This is a genomic window from Pseudorhodobacter turbinis (assembly GCF_005234135.1).
In the GTDB taxonomy this organism is placed as follows: Bacteria; Pseudomonadota; Alphaproteobacteria; order Rhodobacterales; family Rhodobacteraceae; genus Pseudorhodobacter; species Pseudorhodobacter turbinis.
Genome location: NZ_CP039965.1, coordinates 1,180,161 through 1,193,727 on the forward strand (window position 1 = coordinate 1,180,161; position 13,567 = coordinate 1,193,727).

Below are 13,567 nucleotides of genomic sequence, written 5' to 3' on the forward strand. Positions count from 1 at the left end.
CCCTTATTTGTCGAGGCCGACCAGTGCTGCTGCAAAATCTTCGGGGTCAAAGGGGGCAAGGTCGTCAATCTGCTCGCCTACCCCGATTGCATGGATTGGCAGGCCAAATTTATCGGCCAGCGCCACCAGCACACCGCCCTTGGCGGTGCCGTCCAGCTTGGTCATCACAAGGCCCGAGACATCCGCGATCTTGCGGAAAATTTCAACTTGGTTGACGGCATTCTGGCCGGTTGTCGCATCCAGCACCAACAGCGTGTTATGCGGTGCCTCGGGGTCTTTCTTGCGGATAACGCGGACGATCTTGGTCAGCTCTTCCATCAGGTCAGCGCGGTTTTGCAAACGGCCGGCGGTGTCGATCATCAAAAGGTCCGCGCCGCTTTCCTGCGCCTTGGTCATTGCCTCAAAGGCAAGGCTGGCGGGGTCGGACCCTTCGGGGGCTGTCAGCACCGGCACGCCCGCGCGTTCGCCCCACACCTGAAGCTGCTCAACAGCCGCCGCGCGAAAGGTATCGCCCGCCGCAATCACCACAGTTTTGCCCGCGGCCTTGAACTGGCTGGCGAGCTTGCCGATGGTTGTGGTCTTGCCCGAGCCGTTGACACCCACCACCAGCACGACCTGCGGGCGCTTGGCATAGATCGGCATCGGGCGGGCGACGGGTTCCATGATCCGCGTTACCTCGGCGGCTAATGCTTGTTTGATGTCCGAGACGCTAACCCGTTTGCCCATACGGCCCTCGGCGATATTGGCAGTGACGCGCAGCGCGGTTTCCACGCCCATATCCGCCTCGATCAACAGCTCCTCAAGGCTTTCGAGCATGGCATCGTCAAACTCGCGCTTTGCCTCTTCGGGCCCACGGCCCATCAAGCGGCCAAGGATGCCTGCTTTCGGTTCGGGCTTTGGCGCGGGTGCTGGTGTGGGGCTTGCCGTTTCTACGGCAGGTTCCGGCGTAATGTCGGGTGCAACTTGCGGGGCAGGTTCGGCTTTCGGCTCGATTTCCGGTTCGGGCGCCACCAAAGCGTCCAGCCCCTCGGTAATCTTATCCGAAGAACGAAACATCTTGTCGCGGAGTTTCTTCAAGAACGACATGCTGGCCCCTTGCGCAAATTGCTTTAAGTTTCACCTAATCAATCCTAACCGGCAAAGGAAGGGCCAGATAGGCCTGTAAATGGGGCAATGTTGCGGGCAAGGCGCGAAAAACGCACGCTACCGTGGCAGGGATCATTTTACTTCTCTTAAATCTCAAGGCATTTATGCTGTGCCAACCCCGACACCCGTCAAGACAGGAGCGGTCGATGCCCCGAATGCCGCTTTTTGCCATTGTTGCCTTAATGCCTTTTGCGCTGATCTGTCTGGCTGCCAGTTTTGGCGGGCTGTGGGTCTGGGCGGCGGTGCTTTATATGACAGTACTGACGGCGACCTTGGATCAAGCCGTACGCTGGGTGATGCCCGATGCGCCCGAGGGGGCGGAATTTCCGGCTGCCAACGCGCTGCTTGTGGCCTTGGCACTGGCGCATCTGCTGGTCTTTCCACTGGTCGTCTGGGCGATTGCGGGGCCAAGCGGGCTGCGCATCGGGCAAAAGCTGTTGCTGGGCTTTGCGGCGGGGCTTTGGTTCGGGCAGGTTTCCAACCCCTGCGCGCATGAGCTGATCCACAGGGGCAACCGTGTGCTTTATGGCTTGGGGGTTGCGGTCTATGCCTCGCTGTTGTTCGGGCATCACGCCTCGGCGCATCGCTTGGTGCATCACCGTTTTGCGGCCAGCCTTGACGACCCCAACACCGCGCGCGAAGGCGAGACGTTTTATCATTTCTGGCCGCGGGCATGGGCGGGTTCGTTTCGTCAAGGGTGGCGGGCAGAGGCCAGACTGCGGGTGACAAAAGGCGGGCTGCACCCGTATTTCATCTACCTGATGCTCTCGCTTGGCGCGCTGGGGGTAGGGTTTGTTGTTGGGGGTTGGGTCGGGGCGCTGGTCTGGGTTTTCTTGGCGCTTCATGGACAAACGCAACTGCTTTTGGCCGATTATGTGCAGCACTACGGATTGCGGCGTGCACGTCTGCCCAATGGCAAGCTGGAGCCGGTTTCAGCGCGCCACAGCTGGAACGCGCCGCATTGGTTTTCCTCCGGTCTGATGCTGAACGCGCCGCGCCATTCAGACCATCACGCACATCCCAATCGCCCCTATCCCGCGCTGCGCCTGCCGGCCAAGGAGGATGCGCCCTATCTGCCCTATCCGCTGCCGGTCTGCTGTACGCTGGCGCTTTTCCCGCGGCTTTGGCAGCGTGTGGTCGGTCGCAGGCTGGTAAAATGGCGGCAGCTTTCCGCAAAGCAGGCGTTGGGGCCGCAAGCATGACTGGAAATCCCCCCCCGCTTGCGGCAAGCTTGGGCTGACCGATCCCGAAGAAAGGCAGATCATGCGCTTGGCCCCCCTTACCCTATGTCTTGCCTTGGCGACGCCTGCCTTGGCGCAAACCCCACTGACCGGCGCCGAGTTTGAGACCTATGCAACCGGCAAAACCCTGACCTATGCGATTGGCGGAGAGATCTATGGCGTGGAGCAATATCTGCCCAACCGCCGTGTCCGCTGGGCCTTTGTCGATGACACTTGCCGTATCGGCCATTGGTATGAGGATGCGGGGAGCATTTGCTTTGTGTACGATCATGACGCCACCCCGCAATGCTGGTCGTTTTACCGCAACGAGGGCGCGCTGACGGCCCGCTTCATGTCCGACCCGCCTTCGACAGAGCTGAAAGAGGTGGCGCAAACCGATGAGCCGCTGGCCTGCAGCGGCCCCGATATAGGGGTTTGACGCGGCGGCGCTAAAACAGGCTGCCTTGCTTGCCACCGGATTTGGGCGGGCGCGGTTTGGGTTTGGCCGGTTTGGCGGGTGCTCCGACAGGCAAACGCCCGTCATGGAATTCAACCTCCAGCGCGCCGGCCTTCGCGGCTGCGGCGCGAGAGGTGACAACCCCGTCTTCACCGCGCACCACCGCATAGCCGCGCCGCAAGGTTTCGCCGTAGCCAAGGGTTTGGCGCGTCCGGTCCAGCGCGCCAAGGCGTTTGGACAGGGCGTCAAGCTGCAGTCCGGGGGCTGCATGCAAGCGCGCCTCTAGTGATGCCAGGCGCGTGCGATCCTTAGCAATATCGCGCCCGGCCTTGGAAAAGGCATTGGTGATCGACGATTGTAACCGTTCCGATTGGGAGGCGAGCCGTTCCGCCGCACGCTCCATCCGGCGGGTGTGGGATTGGCCAAGCGCGCGGTGGCGTTCGTCCAGTCGGTCACGACGCCGCGCCACCATATCGAGCAACAAGCGCGGGCGCATTGGTGCGGCCACACGGTCAAGGCTGGCGCGTTTGGCGCTGGTGGCAAGCGTTAACGCGCCGCCCAAACGCCCGCCCCAAAGGTCAAAGCGTTGCGCGGGCCCTTGGGTCAGGGTCTCTATGCGGGGAAGGGCGCGGCCAAGGTCGCGCAAACGCTGCCCGCGCAGCCCCACGCCTTGCACAACCGCGCGCGTCAGCCGTGCCGTTTGCCCGTCAAGCGCTGCAATCAGCTCCATCCGTACCGGCACGGCGATTTCAGCCGCCGCCGTGGGGGTGGGGGCGCGCCTGTCGCTGGCGTAGTCAATCAAGGTGGTGTCAGTTTCATGCCCCACCGCAGAAATCAGCGGGATCTGGCTTTCCGCCGCTGCCCGCACCACGATTTCCTCGTTAAAGCCCCAAAGATCCTCAAGCGATCCGCCGCCACGCGCAACGATAATCAGATCGGGGCGCGGGATCGGGCCGCCGGGGGCGATGGCATTGAAACCTTTGATCGCGGCGGCCACCTCTGGCGCGCAGGCTTGGCCCTGCACGGCCACGGGCCAGATCAGCACATGACGCGCAAAACGGTCGCGCAGCCGGTGCAAAATATCGCGGATCACCGCACCTGATGGCGAGGTCACAACCCCGATTACTTTTGGCAAATAGGGCAGGGCGCGCTTGCGATCGGCATCAAACAGGCCTTCGGCCGCCAGCGCCTTGCGCCGCGCCTCCAGCATCGCCATCAGCGCGCCTGCTCCTGCGGGAACCACGCTTTCGACGATCAGCTGGTATTTCGACTGGCCCGGAAAAGTGGTCATGCGGCCGGTGGCGATGACCTCCATCCCCTCCTCGGGCTTGACCTGCATCTTGGAGACCTGACCCTTCCAGCTGATCGCGGCCATCACGCTGCGATCATCCTTTAGGTCGAAATACATATGCCCCGATGCCGGCCGTGACACCCGGCCAATTTCGCCGCGCACGCGCACAAGGCCGAATTCCCCCTCGATCACACGTTTCACGGCGCCCGAAAGTTCGGAGACCGTGTATTCGGGGGAATTGCCGCTGGGGCCGTCTTCAAACAGGTCGGACATACGCGCCTTCTTGTGGTCTTTGTCGCCAGACCTTAGAACGCCGCAACACAAAGGCCAAGCGGGGGACGCAATGAATATCTTGATTTTGGGCAGCGGCGGGCGCGAGCACAGCCTTGCATGGGCGATCAAGCAAAACCCGAAATGCGACCGGCTGATTGTCGCACCCGGCAATGCGGGAATCGCACAGATCGCGGAATGCGCGGATTTCGACATTCTGGACGCGGCCGAGGTTGTGACTTTTTGTGCGGCCAATGCGGTGGATTTCGTGGTGATCGGCCCAGAGGCCCCCTTGGCCGCCGGTATTGCCGATGCCACCCGTGCGGCGGGGCTGTTGACCTTTGGCCCTTCGGCAGCGGCGGCGCGGTTGGAGGCCTCAAAAGCCTTTACCAAAGAAATTTGTGATGCCTGTGCGGCCCCCACCGCAGGCTATGCCCGTTTTACGGATGCAGTGACGGCGCGGGCCTATGTGGAAAAACACGGCGCGCCATTGGTGATTAAGGCCGATGGGTTGGCGGCTGGCAAAGGTGTCATTATGGGCATGACATTGCCCGAGGCGCTGGACGGCATTGACGAGATTTTCGGCGGAGCGTTTGGCGCTGCTGGCGCCGAGGTGGTGATTGAGGAGTTCATGGAGGGCGAGGAAGCCAGCCTTTTCATCCTGTCTGACGGTGTGAACTGCCTGCCCATCGGCACGGCCCAAGACCACAAGCGGGTGGGCGACGGCGATACCGGCCCCAACACCGGCGGCATGGGGGCCTACAGCCCGGCACCCGTCTTGACCGATGCCATTCTGGAAGACGTGATGGCGCAGATCGTGCGCCCGACTGTTGCTGAAATGGCCGCGCGCGGCACACCTTTTGAGGGGGTGCTTTATGCGGGGTTGATGATCAAGGACGGCCATGCGCGGTTGGTGGAATATAACGCGCGCTTTGGCGATCCTGAATGTCAGGTCTTGATGATGCGGCTTGGCGCGCAGGCGCTTGATTTGATGCTGGCCTGTGCCAAGGGCGATCTGGCGGGTGCGCAGGTCAATTGGGCTGATGATCACGCGCTGTCGGTGGTGATGGCAGCGAAGGGCTATCCGGGGACGCCCGAAAAGGGAAGTGTGATTAACGGGTTGTCTGACTTGAAGGGTGACAGTTTCAACATGGTGTTCCATGCAGGCACCGCTTTGAAAGAGGGCGCAGTGGTGGCCGCAGGCGGACGGGTTTTGAATGTGACGGCGCGCGGGGCCTCCCTGCAAGAGGCGCAGGCCCGTGCCTATGCGATGGTGGATAAAATCGACTGGCCCGGTGGCTTTTGTCGCCGTGATATCGGGTGGCGCGCGCTTTGATGCGCGACATTCGGGTGAATGTAGCAAGATGAAACCCGTGCAGGGGGCATTGTTCTGCCCCCTTGCGTCTGCAGGGTTTGGCGCATAAAAGGCCGCAACTTTCGGGGCCGTGGGAGGGACCATGCCGCTTCTTGTAATGAAATTTGGAGGCACCTCGGTAGCCGATTTGGACCGCATCAAGAATGTGGCCCAAAAGGTTAAACGTGAGGTAGAGCGCGGCTATGACGTGATCGTCATTGTCAGTGCGATGTCGGGCAAGACCAATGAGCTGGTCGGCTGGGTGGAAAGCACCTCGCCGCTTTATGACGCGCGCGAATATGATGCGGTTGTGTCCAGCGGTGAGAATATCACCGCCGGTTTGATGGCGCTGACATTGCAGGAAATGGATGTGCCGGCGCGCAGCTGGCAAGGTTGGCAAGTGCCGATAAACACCACATCCGCCCATGCCTCGGCGCGGTTCTCCTCTATTCCGACGGAAAACCTGAACGCGAAATTTGCCGAAGGCTTCAAGGTCGCGGTGGTCGCGGGCTTTCAGGGCGTCTCTCCCGAGGGTCGCATAACCACGCTGGGGCGCGGCGGGTCTGATACCACGGCTGTTGCCTTTGCTGCCGCCTTTGGTGCGGAACGCTGTGACATCTTTACCGATGTCGATGGCATTTATACTACTGACCCGCGCATCACCTCCCGCGCGCGCAAGCTGGACCGCATCGCCTTTGAGGAGATGCTGGAACTGGCCTCGCTTGGGGCGAAGGTCTTGCAAACCCGGTCGGTTGAACTTGCAATGCGCTATAAGGTGCCGCTGCGTGTGTTGTCCTCGTTTGAGGACACCGACGAAAACTCTGGCACGCTTCTTTGCGATGAGGATGAAATCATGGAATCGAAAGTTGTTTCTGGCGTTGCCTATTCGCGCGACGAGGCCAAGGTCACTTTGGTCACGGTTGAAGACAGCCCCGGTATTGCCGCAGCTATCTTTGGCCCCTTGTCCGAAGCGGGTGTGAACGTCGATATGATCGTTCAGAACATCTCTGAAAAGGCCGATGTCGGGCCAGTGACGGATATGACATTTTCCTGTCCAACCAATCAGGTAGCGCGTGCCCGCAAGGCGATGGAAGATGCCAAAGCGGCTGGCACCATCAGATATGAGGATCTGAGCATCGACAGCGATGTCGCCAAGGTTTCGGTCGTTGGCATTGGCATGCGGTCCCATGCAGGGGTGGCCGCGATTATGTTTAAGGCGCTTTCCAAGGAAAATATCAATATCAAGGTCATTTCCACGTCGGAAATCAAGATCTCTGTCCTGATCGACCGGAAATATATGGAACTTGCCGTTCAGGCACTGCATGATGCCTTTGAATTGGACAAGGCGGGATAATCCGCAGACCAAGCCCGGGGGCCTATGCCAGACCGCAGTGACAGTGACAGTCGCAAGCTGCTTAAACGCTTGCGCGACAGCTTGGCCGAGCCAGGTCAGGGCCAAGAGCGGCTTGACCATGTAACAACGCTTATCGCGGATTCGATGGGCACCGAAGTGTGTTCCATCTACCTTTTCCGCGATGCCGAAACCCTAGAGCTATGCGCCACCGAAGGGCTGCGCGCCGAGGCGGTCCATAATACCCGCCTGCGTCTGGGCGAAGGGCTTGTGGGCCGTGTCGCGCGTACCGCGGTGCCGGTCAATACCGCCGATGCTCCTGCGGAAAAAGGGTTCCGCTTCATGGCAGAGACGGGAGAGGAAAGTTTTTCTTCCTTCTTGGGTGTGCCGATCCAGCGGGTTGGCGAAAAGCTGGGTGTGCTGGTGGTACAGTCCAAGGCGGCACGGCAGTTTTCCGAAGATGAGGTTTATGCGCTGGAAGTGGTCGCCATGGTTTTGGCCGAGATGACCGAGCTGGGTGCGTTTATCGGTGACGGCGCGGCGCTTGGTGCGCTGCACAAACAACAGATCATGTTTCGCGGCGGGACCGGACAGGAAGGCAGCGCCGAAGGCAAGGTTTGGCTGCATGAACCGCGCGTGGTTGTCACCAACCCCGTGGCCGACGACCCCGAGGCCGAAACGCTGCGCATTCGCGATGCCGTGGGCAAGCTGCGGGTTTCAGTTGATGATCTGTTGGCGGCTCAAAGTCTTGATAAAGAACAAAAACAAGTTTTGGAAGCGTACCGGATGTTCGCCCATTCGCGCGGTTGGCTGCGCCGGATGGAGGAGGACATTCAGGCCGGACTTTCTGCCGAGGCTGCAGTGGAAAAAGAGCAATCCACAACCCGCGCGCGTCTAAGTCAGGTGCCCGACGCCTATTTGCGCGAACGCCTGAATGATCTGGACGATTTATCCAACCGCCTGCTGCGTATCCTGACCGGGCAGGGCAACGATACCGGTGCGGAGATGCCGGAAAATCCGGTGCTTGTAGCGCGCAATATCGGGCCGGCAGAATTGCTGGAATACGGCCGCAAGCTGCGCGGCGTGGTGCTGTCCGAAGGGTCCGTCGGCTCGCATGCAGCGATCGTGGCGCGGGCACTGACGATTCCTTTGGTGATCAATGCCAAGGGCATCATCAATGAGGCACTGAACGGTGATCATATTCTGGTGGATGGTGATCAAGGCATCGCCCATCTGCGCCCCGAAGCCTCGGTTGCAACCGGTTTTCGCGATAAGATAGCCATGCAAACGCAGGCGCAGCAACGCTATGCGGGGCTGCGGGACAAGCCTGCTGTATCACGCGACGGGCGGCGGATTTGCCTGCAGATGAATGCGGGGCTGATGGCCGATCTGCCAAGCCTCGAAGGGTCCGGTGCCGAAGGGGTGGGGTTGTTCCGCACCGAATTGCAATTCCTGATCCGTAACAAGATGCCAAAACGCGATGAGCTGGCAAAGCTATATGCGCATGTTATGGACGCAGCGCAGGACCGTTATGTGTCGTTCCGGACGCTCGATATCGGGTCGGACAAGGTGCTGCCCTATATGAAACCGCAGGATGAGCCGAACCCCGCGATGGGCTGGCGTGCGATTCGTGTCGGGCTCGACAAGCCGGGTGTGCTACGGATGCAAGCGCAGGCCTTGATCCGCGCGGCAAATGGGCGGCCTTTGTCGATCATGTTTCCCTTCATTGCCGAACACGCCGAATTTGTCAGTGCCCGCGCCCATGTTCTGGCCCAGATCGAACGAGAGGCGGCACTTGGCCGCCCAACGCCCAAGTCCATTGAGATCGGCGCGATGCTGGAGACGCCCAGCCTTGCCTTTGCGCCTCAGGCGTTTTTCGAGATGGCTGATTTCATCTCTATCGGGGGTAACGACCTCAAGCAGTTTTTCTTTGCCGCCGACCGTGAAAACGAACGTGTGCGCCGTCGCTATGACACGCTGAACGCCTCATTCCTTGGGTTCATCGGGCAGATCGTGGCGCGCTGTGCCGCAACCTCGACGCGGCTTTCCTTTTGTGGCGAAGATGCCGGCCGCCCCGTTGAGGCGATTTGCTTGGCCGCAATGGGGCTTGATATCCTGTCCATGCGCCCTGCCTCTATCGGGCCGGTCAAAAGCTTGATCTTGCGAACAGATCTGGCGGCTTTGCGCGACGTGATCGACGCTGAATGTGCCAAGGGGGCGGAATCTGTGCGGCCCGCCGTCATGGATTTTCTGGCGAAACAGCCCAGTTAGGGCCGTTCAGGATTCGCGCAAATAGGCCCAAGAGACATATCCCTTGACCCCGCGCGCCTCCTTTAGCGAGACTTTGCACCAGCGCGTGCCGCCGGTTTGTTCGCAGCTATAGACGCGCAAGACGGTGCCATTTGGCAGGCCGAGGATGATGTTATAGCCGATGCCGGGGCCCGCGCGCATTTTCAGCATGTCTTCGCCTTCAACGCCGAAAACTTCGTAATAGCCGAGCGTGGCGGCAACGGCGGGTCTGGGGCCGGGGATGGTTGCCAAAACAGTTAGGGCAAGCGCCAAAAGAATGGTCCGGTGCATCATCTTCTCCCGCGTTTCCTGCATCGTGCCCTTGTAAGCTGTAGGCGGTATCGCAGGCAACTCTTTCTGATCGGAGAAGTGGCGAAGACCCGCCTAGGTCCTGCGCTTTTTCCAGCCAAAGAGACCCACCAGGCCAGTCAGCAAAAGCAAGCCACCAGCAGGCAGCGGCACCGCGGCCACGGGCGCGCCGCCGATCAGCCCAACCTCGATCCGGGTGGTGGTGAAAAAGCCTTCGATATAGTAATATTCATCACTTCTATCATCGACCAAAAGTTTGCAGGGCAAGTCTTCATCATAAGAAATGTTCACCCCGATTTCAGCGTAAGTGGCGTCCAGCACTTCGATTGCCAAGCCGACCCCGAACGGGTCCAGATCTATCGTGTAAAGATCGCTTCCACTGTCCGGGTCCACGCATGTTGACAGGATCGGAAATTCAACAAGAAATGTCGTTGTGATAAGGCCGGTATCGTCAAAATCTTTAAAATCCGGGCCCCATGCACCGGCAAACCCGTCAGTAAAGGTAATGATATTAAACGCATAGGCACCAAGGCGAAACGTCCCATTTCCGTCGAGGTTCATTGTGTAGTCGACAGTGCTCCCGAGGAAGCCGTTGGTGTCATGCTCCTCGGTGACGGTTGCCGAGGCGTCTATCGCTTTTAATCCGCTGGGATATAAGCCGACGAAGTAATCAAGGATATAACCGGTCCCATCTGCTTCTGCGATAACCAGAGGTTGGCCGATTGTCGCCGCCGACCCGGTTGTGGCGGCTGACACCATAAAGCAAAGGGCCATTGCAAGAGGTTGGAGTGTCATGGCTGGGGTGGACCTGTCACGCATTCGTGCCGCTCCTATTGCTCATTTATGCAGCCTTTGTTTCGAAGGCCAAGGGGCTTTTCCAACCGAGGGCTGAGTGCCTTGTGCGTGGATTGTAAAAGCCGTGTGTGGATGCCCCTTTCAATGCAAGAAGTTTTTCAGATTGCTTGGAACAAGTGATCAGTGCAGTCGTGTGTCCGGCCTTTGAATGCGGCTTTCACACGCCGCTGGCCTGTATGGTGTCCGTGGATCGGGTCCAAATCGTTGATGCGAGCACAAGGCTCCTGGCTTCTATCTGGTTTTCCCAACCCCGTCTTATGACCGTTGTTCCTTACTCTCCTTCGCCCTTCTCACATTGCCGGTTTACTCCAACGCATGGTGCAAAGCTTATGTAGCCAGCGGTGGAATTCGATAGTTCTCTTTTGTGGTTGTTAACGCCCAAACGGTACGGGCAAGCTTGTTTGCCAGGGCAGTCGCCACCAGCATACGAGGCTTGCGCGCCAGCATCTTGGCAAGCCATGATCCAGGTGGTGGACCTTTCCGGATGGCCCAACGGATGACGGCCATTGCGCCTGTGATCAGCAATCGCCTTATATCGCGCTGCCCCATTTTTGAGGTTCTACCCAGGATTTGTCGCCCACCGGTCGACTTCTGCCTTGGTACAAGCCCGCACCAAGCTGCAAACTCACGCCCATTAGAAAATTCTTCCATTGGTGGCGCGAAGGCCTGAATGGTCGTAGCACACATAGGCCCAACTCCGGGGATCGTCATAAGCCGTGATGTTGCTTCATCTGTTTTTGCTCGGCCTTTGATCTCGTGATCCAGCACCACAATCCTTTCGTCAAAAAGAGCGATCTGATCAATGTATGCTTGGCAAAGGCTTAGAATTTGCGCGGGCAGGTCAACCGCGACTTCATCAAAGCTGGCTATTATTCGTCTAAACTGAACCATCCCTTGAGCGACGACGACACCGTATTCTGCTAAATGACCCCGCAAAGCGTTTACCAACTGGGAGCGTTGGCGGACAAATAAATCGCGTGTTCGAAAGACCATGCCCTGCGACTGTTGTTCTGCGCTTTTGACCGAGACGTAGCGCATCGTCGGGCGCGATGCCGCCTCAGCGATCGCTTCTGCGTCATTTGCGTCGTTCTTTTGACGCTTCACAAACGGCTTAACGTAAACAGGTGGAATAAGGCGCGCCTCGTGGCCAAGCTTGCCAATCTCACGCCCCCAATAATGGGATGTAGCGCAAGCCTCCATCGCAACAACGCACTTTGGAAGCTCACTCAGGAACGCGGTAAGCTGAGGGCGCGACAATTTCTTGCGGAACACGACAGAACCATCAGCGGCAGCCCCGTGCAGCTGGAAGCTCCGTTTTGCTAAATCAATTCCTACTATGCTAACATTCTCCATGGATGCTCTTCCTTTGTATGACAGTTTAAGCTGCTATCATTCTGGCACATTGCGATGCCGCCGGGTGGGGCATCCACCCCATCATTGATGTATTCGAGATGGCGATCTTAGCGTCACGGCGTGTTCGCCAGGACTGCTGCCACAATATCTCAGCTTTGATCGTCTTGAAGAATGTTTCGGCGGCGGCGCTGAAGCTCCTATATTCGTCCAGCATGAGAGTATCCGATCTTCTGTTTATGAGTAATTTGGCCCATGCTTCACCAATGAAGGAGCATGACGACAATGACGATTTCCAAAAAGTTTCTGGACGATTGGCTAAGCGGCGTAGATCGGCCCGAGGATTTACTGTGCGGCAAAGGCCTGATGAAGGAACTGAAGATCCGGCTGATGGAGCGAATGCTGGGCGCTGAGTTGGCCGAGCATTTGGGCTATGAGCCGCATGGTGAACCCGCCAGCCAAGAGAGCAAACGGCGTAATGGGGCGACCCGCAAGATGCTGAAGAGCAATGACGGCGCTGTGCCTATCGACATCCCGCGTGATAGGGGCAGCAGTTTCGAGCCTGAGCTGATCCGGAAAGGCCAGACCCGGATTGACGGCATGGATGTCAATCCGGGTCTGTATGCGGCGGGCTTATCGACACGCGACATCCGCGCGCACCTTGAGGAAGTCTACGGCCTGAAGTGTCAGCCGATCTTATCGGCCGTGTTACTGATGCCGTCCTGGAGGAGGTGTCGGGCTGGCAGAACCGCGTCCTCGAACCGATGTATCCGATCGTTTTTCTTGACGCTCTCCGGGTCAAAATCCGCGATACGGAAAGTCGTCAGGTCAAAACAAGGCTGTCTACATGGCATCGGGGGTTGCTAAAGAGGGCGAACGGGAGGTTTTGGGGCTGAATGGGGCCCAAAATATCCGTCCATCGCGCCCTCATGGCGGCGGGCATGACAAGAGGTGATCCCGTTCTTTGCCGTCGCGCCAGCCGTACGGAAAATCATCTACACCACCAATACGATCGAAAGCCTCAATCGTGTGATCCGCAAAACTACCAAAACACGGGGCAGCTTTCCAACCGATGATGCCGCAGCAAAGCTGATCTACCTGGCGATCCGCAACTTCGAGAAAGCAGGCAGATGCGTCAGAGAATGGGGTGCCGCACGCAATCCGTTCGCTATTCTATACCCAGAACGGTTCAACAGATGACCCGTCGAAACCGCGTGGGCTAAGCCTAGGGTCAGGCCCCATTAACTGATCGAGGTGATCCCGTTGTCATGATTCACACGCCACGGTTCAGGGGGATGTCATGAGCAACTTACACTGGCTTACGGAGGCGCAAATGGAGCGTCTCCGGCCTTAATTTCCAAAGAGCCGAGGTCGTCTCGTGTGGATGACAGGCCTGTGTTGATCGGCATTATTTTCATTAATAGCAATGGCTTAAGGTGGTGTGATGCACCTGCCGAGTATGGGCCGCCGAAGACACTATATAATCGCTGGAAACGTTGGAGTGATATGGGCATATTTGGCCAAATCTTATTGGGGCCGGCCGAGAAGGCCACCGTCAACAAAACCATCTTAACTGACGCCACCTACCTCAAGGCACATCGAACGGCCTCCAGCCTGCGGTTGGAAAAGGGGGGCGAGGACGCCTGATCATTGCCCGGCAGGCACCTAATGCACA

General features: G+C 58.8%; 11 protein-coding genes and 2 pseudogenes. 7 read left to right on the forward strand and 6 right to left on the reverse strand.

Translation table 11 applies throughout. The features are described 5' to 3' along the window. Window positions 1-3: 3 nt before the first annotated feature. Complete coding sequence (ftsY, locus tag EOK75_RS18110; RefSeq protein ID WP_137195409.1) at window positions 4-1,086, reverse strand: signal recognition particle-docking protein FtsY; 1,083 nt, start codon at window positions 1,084-1,086, stop codon at window positions 4-6. Between the two features lie 206 nt (window positions 1,087-1,292). Here ftsY and EOK75_RS18115 point away from each other — a divergent pair, with 206 nt between their 5' ends. After that, window positions 1,293-2,348: an alkane 1-monooxygenase gene (locus EOK75_RS18115; protein ID WP_240794087.1), complete on the forward strand. Its 1,056-nt coding sequence runs from the start codon at window positions 1,293-1,295 to the stop codon at window positions 2,346-2,348. Between the two features lie 61 nt (window positions 2,349-2,409). Beyond that, the gene (locus EOK75_RS18120) at window positions 2,410-2,805 is read left to right on the forward strand and encodes a hypothetical protein (RefSeq protein ID WP_137195410.1); all 396 of its coding nucleotides are present in this window, start codon (window positions 2,410-2,412) and stop codon (window positions 2,803-2,805) included. Window positions 2,806-2,815: 10 nt separating this feature from the next. On the opposite strand, the gene xseA is transcribed toward EOK75_RS18120, so the two are convergent. After that, the gene (gene xseA, locus EOK75_RS18125; RefSeq protein WP_137195411.1) at window positions 2,816-4,387 is read right to left on the reverse strand and encodes an exodeoxyribonuclease VII large subunit; all 1,572 of its coding nucleotides are present in this window, start codon (window positions 4,385-4,387) and stop codon (window positions 2,816-2,818) included. A gap of 70 nt (window positions 4,388-4,457) precedes the next feature. Here xseA and purD point away from each other — a divergent pair, with 70 nt between their 5' ends. The 3 genes from purD (at window position 4,458) to ptsP (ending at window position 9,360) form a co-directional block, all read left to right on the forward strand. After that, complete coding sequence (gene purD, locus EOK75_RS18130) at window positions 4,458-5,720, forward strand: phosphoribosylamine--glycine ligase (protein ID WP_137195412.1); 1,263 nt, start codon at window positions 4,458-4,460, stop codon at window positions 5,718-5,720. A gap of 121 nt (window positions 5,721-5,841) precedes the next feature. Continuing rightward, a complete protein-coding gene (locus tag EOK75_RS18135) occupies window positions 5,842-7,092 on the forward strand; it encodes an aspartate kinase (protein ID WP_137195413.1) in 1,251 nt (416 codons plus the stop codon). Between the two features lie 24 nt (window positions 7,093-7,116). Further along, on the forward strand, window positions 7,117-9,360 hold the full coding sequence (ptsP, locus tag EOK75_RS18140) for a phosphoenolpyruvate--protein phosphotransferase (protein ID WP_137195414.1): 2,244 nt from the start codon (window positions 7,117-7,119) through the stop codon (window positions 9,358-9,360). Window positions 9,361-9,366: 6 nt separating this feature from the next. Here ptsP and EOK75_RS18145 read toward each other — a convergent pair whose 3' ends face one another. From EOK75_RS18145 to EOK75_RS20940, 4 genes are all read right to left on the reverse strand, one after another. After that, window positions 9,367-9,669, reverse strand: a complete 303-nt coding sequence (locus EOK75_RS18145) for an SH3 domain-containing protein (RefSeq protein ID WP_137195415.1) — start codon at window positions 9,667-9,669, stop codon at window positions 9,367-9,369. Window positions 9,670-9,762: 93 nt separating this feature from the next. Beyond that, window positions 9,763-10,482: a VPLPA-CTERM sorting domain-containing protein gene (locus EOK75_RS18150; protein ID WP_168199291.1), complete on the reverse strand. Its 720-nt coding sequence runs from the start codon at window positions 10,480-10,482 to the stop codon at window positions 9,763-9,765. A 387-nt stretch (window positions 10,483-10,869) separates the two neighbouring features. After that, the gene (locus EOK75_RS18155) at window positions 10,870-11,895 is read right to left on the reverse strand and encodes an IS110 family RNA-guided transposase (RefSeq protein ID WP_137192924.1); all 1,026 of its coding nucleotides are present in this window, start codon (window positions 11,893-11,895) and stop codon (window positions 10,870-10,872) included. 25 nt (window positions 11,896-11,920) lie between these two features. Then, window positions 11,921-12,109, reverse strand: a complete 189-nt coding sequence (locus tag EOK75_RS20940) for a hypothetical protein (RefSeq protein ID WP_168199292.1) — start codon at window positions 12,107-12,109, stop codon at window positions 11,921-11,923. Between the two features lie 59 nt (window positions 12,110-12,168). Between EOK75_RS20940 and EOK75_RS18160 the strand changes: the two are divergent. Then, a pseudogene (locus EOK75_RS18160) lies at window positions 12,169-13,092 on the forward strand (IS256 family transposase). A gap of 100 nt (window positions 13,093-13,192) precedes the next feature. Then, a pseudogene (locus EOK75_RS18165) lies at window positions 13,193-13,527 on the forward strand (transposase); the annotation flags it as partial. Window positions 13,528-13,567: the final 40 nt, after the last annotated feature.

Bases quoted from the DNA above. Each gene is read 5' to 3' on its own strand.
- EOK75_RS18145 (WP_137195415.1), bottom strand. From the start codon at position 9,669: ATGCACCGGACCATTCTTTTGGCGCTTGCCCTAACTGTTTTGGCAACC.
- purD (WP_137195412.1), top strand. From the start codon at position 4,458: ATGAATATCTTGATTTTGGGCAGCGGCGGGCGCGAGCACAGCCTTGCA.
- EOK75_RS18115 (WP_240794087.1), top strand. From the start codon at position 1,293: ATGCCCCGAATGCCGCTTTTTGCCATTGTTGCCTTAATGCCTTTTGCG.
- EOK75_RS18155 (WP_137192924.1), bottom strand. From the start codon at position 11,895: ATGGAGAATGTTAGCATAGTAGGAATTGATTTAGCAAAACGGAGCTTC.
- xseA (WP_137195411.1), bottom strand. From the start codon at position 4,387: ATGTCCGACCTGTTTGAAGACGGCCCCAGCGGCAATTCCCCCGAATAC.
- EOK75_RS18120 (WP_137195410.1), top strand. From the start codon at position 2,410: ATGCGCTTGGCCCCCCTTACCCTATGTCTTGCCTTGGCGACGCCTGCC.
- EOK75_RS20940 (WP_168199292.1), bottom strand. From the start codon at position 12,109: ATGCTGGACGAATATAGGAGCTTCAGCGCCGCCGCCGAAACATTCTTC.
- ptsP (WP_137195414.1), top strand. From the start codon at position 7,117: ATGCCAGACCGCAGTGACAGTGACAGTCGCAAGCTGCTTAAACGCTTG.
- EOK75_RS18135 (WP_137195413.1), top strand. From the start codon at position 5,842: ATGCCGCTTCTTGTAATGAAATTTGGAGGCACCTCGGTAGCCGATTTG.
- EOK75_RS18150 (WP_168199291.1), bottom strand. From the start codon at position 10,482: ATGACACTCCAACCTCTTGCAATGGCCCTTTGCTTTATGGTGTCAGCC.
- ftsY (WP_137195409.1), bottom strand. From the start codon at position 1,086: ATGTCGTTCTTGAAGAAACTCCGCGACAAGATGTTTCGTTCTTCGGAT.